This is a genomic window from Oleisolibacter albus (genome assembly GCF_003336875.1).
Taxonomy (GTDB): Bacteria; Pseudomonadota; Alphaproteobacteria; order Azospirillales; family Azospirillaceae; genus Niveispirillum; species Niveispirillum album.
On the sequence record NZ_QGNJ01000014.1, the window covers coordinates 114135 to 122868 of the forward strand.

At 66.0% G+C, this 8734-nt stretch carries 9 protein-coding genes; all 9 read left to right on the top strand.

Translation table 11 applies throughout. The features are described from left to right. Positions 1-8 precede the first annotated feature (8 nt). The gene (locus DK368_RS17410; protein ID WP_114395262.1) at positions 9-431 is read left to right on the top strand and encodes an NAD(P) transhydrogenase subunit alpha part 2; all 423 of its coding nucleotides are present in this window, start codon (positions 9-11) and stop codon (positions 429-431) included. Positions 432-435: 4 nt separating this feature from the next. Next, on the top strand, positions 436-1833 hold the full coding sequence (locus DK368_RS17415; protein WP_420818908.1) for an NAD(P)(+) transhydrogenase (Re/Si-specific) subunit beta: 1398 nt from the start codon (positions 436-438) through the stop codon (positions 1831-1833). A gap of 388 nt (positions 1834-2221) precedes the next feature. Continuing rightward, positions 2222-3538: an MFS transporter gene (locus DK368_RS17420; protein ID WP_155524616.1), complete on the top strand. Its 1317-nt coding sequence runs from the start codon at positions 2222-2224 to the stop codon at positions 3536-3538. Between the two features lie 212 nt (positions 3539-3750). Beyond that, positions 3751-4647, top strand: a complete 897-nt coding sequence (locus DK368_RS17425; protein ID WP_114395251.1) for a SphA family protein — start codon at positions 3751-3753, stop codon at positions 4645-4647. A 166-nt stretch (positions 4648-4813) separates the two neighbouring features. Beyond that, entirely contained in the window at positions 4814-6241 is a 1428-nt protein-coding gene (locus tag DK368_RS17430; RefSeq protein ID WP_114395252.1) for a methyl-accepting chemotaxis protein, read from the top strand. 286 nt (positions 6242-6527) lie between these two features. Beyond that, positions 6528-7190: a 3-oxoacid CoA-transferase subunit A gene (locus tag DK368_RS17435; RefSeq protein ID WP_114395253.1), complete on the top strand. Its 663-nt coding sequence runs from the start codon at positions 6528-6530 to the stop codon at positions 7188-7190. Further along, entirely contained in the window at positions 7183-7839 is a 657-nt protein-coding gene (locus DK368_RS17440) for a 3-oxoacid CoA-transferase subunit B (protein ID WP_114395254.1), read from the top strand. Before DK368_RS17435 ends, DK368_RS17440 begins: the two co-directional genes overlap by 8 nt. 73 nt (positions 7840-7912) lie before the next feature. Next, entirely contained in the window at positions 7913-8359 is a 447-nt protein-coding gene (locus DK368_RS17445) for a hypothetical protein (RefSeq protein ID WP_155524617.1), read from the top strand. 13 nt (positions 8360-8372) lie between these two features. Next, the coding region (locus tag DK368_RS17450) for a thiolase family protein (protein ID WP_476703849.1) at positions 8373-8734 on the top strand (362 nt) is incomplete at its 3' end.

Genomic DNA, 8734 nt, shown 5'->3' on the forward strand with positions numbered 1-8734 from the left:
GAATGAACATGGATCTGTTTCCCACAGCCTTCCGCCTGACGGAGCTGGCGTCCCCCCTGGGGGATCTGCCGCACAAGGCCGGGTCCCTGCTGACCCAGGTGGCCGATGCCGGCCTGCCGGCGGCACCGGCCGGTGCCGCCGGCCATGGCAGCTTCCTCATCACCGGTCTGACCGTCTTCGCCCTGGCCTGCTTCGTCGGCTACTACGTGGTGTGGAAGGTGACGCCGGCCCTGCACTCGCCGCTGATGGCGGTGACCAACGCGGTGTCGTCGGTGATCATCGTCGGCGCCCTCATCGCCGCCGGTCCAGCCCTGTTCGGCCTGTCCAAGATCATGGGCTCCGTGGCCGTGGTCCTGGCCGCCGTCAACATCTTCGGCGGCTTCCTGGTGACCCAGCGCATGCTCAGCATGTTCAAGAAGAAGGGCAGGTGAGATCATGGAAAACCTGTCCTCCCTGCTTTATCTCGTCGCCTCGATCTGCTTCATCATGGCGTTGAGGGGCCTGTCCTCGCCGGAGACCGCCCGTCAGGGCAACGCCTACGGCATGATCGGCATGGCCATCGCCATCGGCACCACCCTGGCCTCGCCGCTGGTCCAGTCCTACGGGATGATCGTCGGCGGTCTGGCCCTCGGCGGCATCGTCGGCTATGTGGTGGCCCGCAAGATTGCCATGACGGCGCTGCCGCAGCTGGTCGCCGCCTTCCACTCGCTGGTCGGCCTGGCCGCCGTGTTCGTGGCCCTGTCCGCCTTTTATTCGCCCGAGGCCTATGGCATCGGCGTGCCCGGCGCCATCGCCAAGGGCTCGCTGGTGGAGATGTCGCTGGGCACCGCCATCGGCGCCATCACCTTCACCGGCTCCATCGTCGCCTTTGCCAAGCTGCAGGGGCTGGTCACCGGTAAGCCGCTGGTGTTTCCGCTGCAACACCCGCTGAACGCGGCCCTGGGCCTGCTGACCATCGGGCTGGTGGTCTGGCTGATCCAGTCCAATGCCGAGATCGCCCTGCTGCTGATCGTCGCCGTGTCGCTGACCCTGGGCTTCCTGCTGATCCTGCCCATCGGCGGCGCCGACATGCCGGTGGTGATCTCGATGCTGAACAGCTACTCCGGCTGGGCGGCGGCGGGCATCGGCTTCACCCTGCAGAACAACCTGCTGATCATCACCGGGGCCCTGGTGGGCTCCTCGGGCGCCATCCTGTCCTACATCATGTGCAAGGGCATGAACCGCTCGATCTTCAACGTCATCCTGGGCGGCTTCGGCGGCGACAGCGCCGCGGCGGCAGCCGGGGCCGGCGGCAGCGGGCCGAAGGGCACGGTCAAGGCCGGCTCGGCCGAAGACGCGGCCTACATCATGAAGAACGCCCAGTCCGTCATCATCGTGCCCGGCTACGGCATGGCCGTGGCCCAGGCCCAGCACGCCCTGCGCGAGATGGCCGACATCCTGAAGAAGGAAGGCGTCGAGGTGAAATACGCCATCCATCCGGTGGCGGGCCGCATGCCCGGTCACATGAACGTGCTGCTGGCCGAGGCCAATGTGCCCTATGACGAGGTGTTCGAGCTGGAGGACATCAACCGCGACTTCGGCACCGCCGACGTGGCCTTCGTCATCGGCGCCAACGACGTGACCAACCCGGCGGCCAAGACCGACCCCACCAGCCCCATCTACGGCATGCCGATCCTGGATGTGGAGAAGGCCAAGACCGTGTTCTTCATCAAGCGGTCGATGGCATCCGGTTACGCCGGTGTGGATAACGAGCTCTTCTTCCGTCCCAACACCATGATGCTGTTCGGTGACGCGAAGAAAGTGACCGAGGATGTCGTGAAATCCATGGAATAGGCCGGATCGGCCGGTGCGGCGGAATGAAACCTCCGCCGCACCGGTCCCCGGATGAATTGAATATTCAGTTTCTCTCCGGTTTTCAGCGATAAGATACTCCTGCGAAGTGTAGTTCAAATAGGCGCGTCCGGCTAATGAGTTTGTCGGAGAATAATAGCGCTATCATTAATGTGAATCGGCCAATTTTTCGGCCAAAAGACAAAATAATACGGCCGGACAAGGCCGGGGTGCGGAGGAGCCCGGTTCAGCGAGGAAAAACAGGCATTTAAAGGGCTGTTTTCTTCGGATGGACCAGACAAGAAGGGCTGTTCCGCAGTGAAACCCCAGGGTTTGCCGGCCGCCATCACTGTTCGATCGCTCTGTTCGATCATCAACAAGGAGGTGCGCCGTGACTGTAGAAGCGCAGGTCATCGCCAAAGAATCCCACACAAGCGCCAAGAGCAATTTCGGCGCCTGGGGATGGAGCATGGTCGGCTTCAGCCTGATCATGTACTACAACTTCGCCGCCTGGACGGCGGACGGCCTCAACGTCATCGTCGAGAGCTTCGTCGATCTCCATGGCTGGGATTATGCCACGCTGCTGGCCTTTTCCACGCCGGCCGGCTGGCTGGGCGTGCTCGGCTCCTTCCTGATCGCCGAACTGATCAACCGCCGCGGCGCCCGGCTCGTCGCCGTGGGCGGCATGATCTGCCTGGGCGCCACCATGATCTGGTTCGGCCGGGTCAAGACGCCGCTGGAATATGCCATCGGCCTGACTCTGCTGAACTTCCTGGCCACGGGCACCTGCTTCAACGTGCCGGGCACGCTGCTGACCACCTGGTTCCCGCGCAAGAAGGGCCTGGCCCTGGGCTGGGCCACCATGGGCATGTCGCTGTGCACGGCCACGCTGGTGCCGATCATGGTGTTCCTGTTCAACAAGTTCGGCATCGTCGACGCCTATGCCGTCGTCGGCGCCGCCCTGATCGGCCTCGGCATCCTGTCCTTCTTCTGGGTGCGCAACACGCCGGAGGAGTTGGGCCTGTACCCGGACAACGAGCCGCTGTCGAAGGAGCAGGTCGACGAGAACCTGAAGGAGCTGGCCAACTACAAGAGCCCCTTCACCCTGGGCGTGCTGCTGCGCGACAAGGACATGTGGCTGATCTCGCTGGGCTACGGCGTGCTGTGGCTGGTGGATATCGGTGTCGTCAGCCAGCTGGTGCCGCGCCTGATCTCCATCGGGTACGAGAAGAACACCGCCATCCTGATGTTCACCACGGCGGCCATCTTCTGCGCCATCTTCAGCTACTTCTGGGGCTGGGCCGACGTGAAGTTCGGCACCCGGCGCACCAGCATCGCCTATGCCTTCTTCTTCGCCATCACCCATGCCTGCCTGCTGGTGCGCGGCAGCGACGCCTTCACCTACTTCACCCTGCTGCTGGTCGGGGCCAGCATCGCCGGCATCAAGGAACTGGCGACCTCGCAGGTCGGCTCGGTCTATGGCCGCTATGATTTCGCCGCCGCCAACCGCGTCATCTCCACCATCGCCTGCCTGTTCCGCGTCATGTGCTTCGCGGTGATCGCCGCCAGCCTGAAGTGGACCGGTGGTTTCGATGCGGCCTACATCTTCTTCATCGTCCTCGATTTCGTCGGTGCCGGCCTGATCTACTTCATCACCGACACCTGCAAGGGGCGTGTTGATTTTCGGCCTGCCAGCAACCGCACCTGATCGTGTGGGGTTCAAAAAAGATTACTTCCCGTGCAGGTCCGTTCGTGCCTGCCGGGGACCTCGAAGTGGATGGGATGGGGGAGGGTGGCGCCGGTGGTGATCCTGCTGCCCCACGCACCGTGATCGGAGTGCATTGACGGCTCTCTGACGCGGGTCGTGGCCAAAAGAACGAAAGATCCCCCGGCATTATTGATCGTCCAAGGAGATTTGAGATGAAAGTGAACGCCAAATACATTGCCGGTGCTGCGGTTTCGGCGGTTGCCCTGCTGGCCGGCGCGGCCCAGGCGACCGAAGGCGGCGCCTCGATTTATCCCAACGGCGTGGAAACCTTCCTGGTCGGTGCGCTGCCGCCGCCGGGTTTCCATTTCGTCAATTCGACCAATTACTACCATGCCACGCGCGTCAATGACGGCGACGGTGACAAGGCCATGCCGCACTTCCGCCTCAACGTGGTGGCGGACAGCCTGAAGTTCGTCCATGTGTCGGAAACCAAGCTGCTGGGCGCCAACGTGGCCTCGCAGATCATCATCCCGATCGTCGACATGGATGTGAATGTCAATGGTGCCAAGGACGACAAGACCGGCCTGGGCGACATCACGGTGACGCCGCTGATCCTGGGCTGGCACTTCGACAAGATGCACTATGTGGCCGCGGTGGACTTCAATGTGCCCACCGGCCGCTACAGCAAGACCGATATCGCCAATCTGGGTGTCAATTACTTCCAGCTGGAGCCGGTCTTCGCCGTGACCTATCTCGATCCCAAGGGGCTCGAGGTCTCGGCCAAGTTCATGTACGACTTCAACGATACCAATGATGCCACGGACTATTCGTCCGGCAACGAGTTCCATATGGACTTCGTGGCCGGCTGGCATGTGGACAACTGGGTCGCCGGCGTCAGCGGCTATTATTACAAGCAGACCACCGACGACAAGGTCCATGGCGTCAGTGTCGGAACCGATGGCAACCGGGGCGAGGCCTTCGCCGTCGGGCCGTCGGTGAACTACAATTTCGGCAAGGTCATGCTGTGGGCCTCGTGGCAGAGCGAGCTCTACACGGAGAACCGGGCCGAGGGTGACAAGTTCTGGCTGCGCCTGGCGCTGCCGCTCTAACGCGTCACCCCGTCGCCAACCTGCCCGCGGAGGAAGATCCGCATCCCATGCCGTCCTCTGCGGGCGGGACCCGCTCCCGCCATGCCCCCGGCCCCCTGGTCCGGGGGCATGGCCTGGGACGCACCCTGCCGGTGCGTCCGGTTGCTCACCTGTGGGAGGTGCTGCCATGTCACGGAGTGCATCGTCGGACGGCCCGGGCCCCCTGTCCCGTATCATTGCCATCGCCCTGATGGGTTTTGCCGTGCTGTCCCCGTTTCTTTGGGGAAACAGCGCCCTGCAGCCGATCCTTCCTGTCGGCGGTCTTCTGATCGGGCTGGCGGCAGCGGCGGCCGGTCTGGCCCTGTGGCGCCGACCCGCAGCGGCGCAGCGGTCCGGATTCGACCGCGCCGTCTATGAGAAGAGCCCGGATGCCATCCTGATCTGCCGCCAGGCCACCATCATCGATTGCAACCCCGCAGCCCTGCAGCTGCTGAAGGCACAGATCAGAAGCGATGTGGTCGGCCGGCATATCGGCCAGTTCACGCCGGAATTCCAGCCGGACGGCCGCCGCAGCATCGACACGGTGGACGAAAACAATGCCCGGGCGGACCGCGACGGCTATGCCCGCTTCGAATCCACCCAGCAATGCCTGGACGGCAGCCTGATCCCGTTCGAGGTGACGCTGGTTCCGGTCCAGGTGGGCGACGAGGCGCTGCGTCTTGTCTATTGGAAGGACATCACGCCGCTGGTGGCCCTGCGGGCTGAACGCGCCCGCTCGACCCGGCAGCTGGTGGATCAGCTCAACAGCCGGGTCGGGGATGTGGCCGACCAGCTGCTGACCATGGCCGACACTCTGCGCGGCAGCAGCCGCGACCTGGTCGTGACCGCCGACCACACCAACCGCAAGCTGCTGGCCGCCGTGGCCGCTGCCGATCAGATCGCCGTCAATGTGGGCGGTGTAGCCGATGCCAGCACCCAGCTGTCGGCCTCCCTTGATGATGTCTCGAACCAGGTGGCGTCGCGGCAGAAGGTGGCGGCCGACCTGGTCCGCGAGGCGGACAGCGCCAACGGCACCATGGTGCATCTGGCCGAGGTGGCGGCCCGCATCGGCGATGTGGTCAAGCTGATCCACAACATTGCCAGCCAGACCAACCTGCTGGCGCTGAACGCCACCATCGAGGCGGCCCGCGCCGGCGAGGCCGGCCGGGGCTTCTCCGTCGTCGCCAGCGAGGTCAAGGGGCTGGCCAACCAGACGGCACGGGCCACGGAGGATATCCAGACCCAGGTGTCGCAGATGCAGGACGCGGCCCGGGCCTCGGTCGATGCCATCACCCGCATCGCCACCATGATCGAGCGGATGAAGGAGGCCAACCGCATCATCGCCGCCGCCATCGAGCAGCAGGGCGGGGCCACCCGCGACATCGTCAGCAATGTGCAACAGGCCTTCTCCTGCACGCAGCAGGCATCGGCGGAGATCCGCGGCCTGACGCCGGAAGCCGCCCGCACCGGTGAGATGGCGGAGTCCATGCATGTGCGGATGGACGCGCTGCAGGCGGAGATGGTCCGGCTGCGGACGGAAGTGCAACAGTTGGGCGCCTCCATCCTGGCGGCCTGACGGGCGAACCGTTCGCCGGGCCACGCTGCGTCAAGCTACCGCATAATGGTACTATTGCACCGCGATGCGGTGCGTGAGATACCGAATTCGGATTATCGAGGTTCCCCGCTGCGGGGGCCTCCCCGCCATCGGCGGAGCGGCATCATCCAGTTTCCACCCGCCGCCCGCTGCTGTTCGATCCGCTTTGCCGACCGTCGGCTGGACGGCGCCATGACGATGACGGCGCTCCCGCCGGTCACCCGCGCCGCGGGTCGGCTGTCGTGCCAAGCAACGGGAGAAACGCGTGATGAAGAAAGTCATCCAGATAGCAGAGGCCGTGGCCCGGATCCCGGATGGGGCGGTGCTGATGATCGGCGGGTTTATGGGTGTTGGGACGCCGGACGGGCTGGTTGACGCGCTGGTTTCGGCGGGTCGGCGTGATCTGACGGTGATCGCCAACGACACGGCGCGGCCGGGTGTCGGGATCGGCAAGCTGATCGACGCCAAGCTGGTGCGCAAGGTGATTGCCAGCCACATCGGGACGAACCCGGAGACGCAGCGTCAGATGATCGCCGGGGAGACGGAGGTCGAGCTGGTGCCGCAGGGGACGCTGGCGGAGCGGGTGCGGGCGGGCGGGTTCGGCCTGGGCGGGATCCTGACGCCGACGGGCGTTGGCACGGTTGTGGCCGAGGGCAAGCGGACCATCGAGGTTGACGGGGTTCCGTTTCTGCTGGAGCTGCCGCTGCGGGCGGACTTCGCGCTGGTGAAGGCCAAGCGCGGGGATTACCTGGGCAATCTCGATTACGCGCTGACGGCGCGGAACTTCAACCCGCTGATCGCCATGGCCGCCGATGTGGTTCTGGCCGAGGCCGAAGCCATCGTGCCGGTGGGCGTGATCCCGCCGGACGCCGTCGTCACGCCCAGTGTGGTGGTCGACCATCTGGTCGCCAAGGAGGTCCGCCATGGATGAGAAAACCCTGATCGCCAAGCGGGTGGCGCTGGAGCTGCGGGACGGCAACCTGGTCAATCTGGGCATCGGCCTGCCGACGCTGGTGGCACGCTATCTGGCGCCGGAGGTCAATGTCTTCTTCCAGTCGGAGAACGGCATTGTCGGCATGACGGCGCTGGCCGACGAGGGTCTGGTCAATGCCGACCTGACCGATGCCGGCGGCAGCCCGATCAGCGCCGTGGCCGGGGCCGCGGCCTTTGACAGCGCGGTGTCCTTCGGTCTGATCCGCGGCGGTCATCTGGATGTGACGGTGCTGGGCGGCCTGCAGGTGGACCAGGAGGGCCGTCTGGCCAACTGGATGGTGCCGGGCAAGATGGTGCCGGGCATGGGCGGGGCCATGGATCTGGTGTCCGGGGCCAAGCGGGTGATCGTGGCCATGACGCACACGGCCAAGGGCACGCCGAAGATCGTCAAGCGCTGCGGGTTGCCGCTGACCTCGGTGCGCCGGGTCGATCTGGTGGTGACCGAGCTGGCGGTGATCGAGCCGACCGCGGCCGGTCTGGTGCTGCGGGAGGTGGCGCCGGGCGTCACCGTGGCCCAGGTGCAGGCCGCCACCGAGGCCGAGCTGATCGTGCCGGAGCATGTTGCCACCATGGCGGTCGCCGGCTGAGGCCGCGCCGCCGTGCCACCATGGCGGTCGCCGGCCGGTGCCGGCGCCGCCGCCTGCGAGGGGGAGCCTTCCCATGTCCGATCCGTCCATCGCCGCACCGGGACCCGCCTGTAGTCCCGGACCCCTGTCCGGCGCCGTTTCCGGGGTCGTTTCCGCCCCGGTTTCCGTTCCGGCTTCCGGCGTGATGGTGCATGTGCAGGTGCCGGTCACGCTGACCCTGTCGCTGTGCTTTCCCGACGGGCTGCCGGCCGATGCCGGGGCCGTGGCCCGGCAGCTGGCGGCCTGTGCGGCGGAGCGCTTCACCCATGTCAGCCGGCCCGAGATCTGCGCCTTCAACGCCGTCCACGGCCCGTCCGCCACGGATCGGGCTATCGCTGACCGGGCCATCGCTGACCGGGTGGCCAATGATCGCGCGGTCACCGGCCGGTCGGCCGCTGGCCCGGCGGTCCGGTCCGGCCGGGCCGTGGCCGTCGTCACCGGCGCGGTCGGCGCCGTGGGCAGCCCCCGTCTATTGGATTAAAGGAGATTTTCCCATGAAGGATATTGTCATCGCCGCCGCTGCGCGCACGCCGATCGGCGGGTTCAACGGGGCTCTGAGCAGCATCGCCGCCCATGATCTTGGGGCGCTGGTGATCCGCGAGGCGCTGTCGCGCGCCCGGACCGAGGCGGGCGAGGTTGACGAGGTGATCCTGGGCCAGGTGCTGACGGCGGCGCAGGGGCAGAACCCGGCGCGGCAGGCGGCGGTCAAGGCCGGCATACCGGTGTCGAAGAGCGCCTTCTGCATCAATCAGGTCTGCGGGTCGGGCCTGCGCACGGTGGCGCTGGGCTATCAGGCCATCCGCAACGGCGACGCCGCCATCATGGTGGTGGGCGGCCAGGAGAGCATGAGCCTGTC

What these genes read in the sequence shown, in the direction of transcription:
- DK368_RS17410 (WP_114395262.1), top strand. Translation starts at nt 9, where the DNA reads ATGGATCTGTTTCCCACAGCCTTCCGCCTGACGGAGCTGGCGTCCCCC.
- DK368_RS17440 (WP_114395254.1), top strand. Translation starts at nt 7,183, where the DNA reads ATGGATGAGAAAACCCTGATCGCCAAGCGGGTGGCGCTGGAGCTGCGG.
- DK368_RS17430 (WP_114395252.1), top strand. Translation starts at nt 4,814, where the DNA reads ATGTCACGGAGTGCATCGTCGGACGGCCCGGGCCCCCTGTCCCGTATC.
- DK368_RS17415 (WP_420818908.1), top strand. Translation starts at nt 436, where the DNA reads ATGGAAAACCTGTCCTCCCTGCTTTATCTCGTCGCCTCGATCTGCTTC.
- DK368_RS17425 (WP_114395251.1), top strand. Translation starts at nt 3,751, where the DNA reads ATGAAAGTGAACGCCAAATACATTGCCGGTGCTGCGGTTTCGGCGGTT.
- DK368_RS17445 (WP_155524617.1), top strand. Translation starts at nt 7,913, where the DNA reads ATGTCCGATCCGTCCATCGCCGCACCGGGACCCGCCTGTAGTCCCGGA.
- DK368_RS17435 (WP_114395253.1), top strand. Translation starts at nt 6,528, where the DNA reads ATGAAGAAAGTCATCCAGATAGCAGAGGCCGTGGCCCGGATCCCGGAT.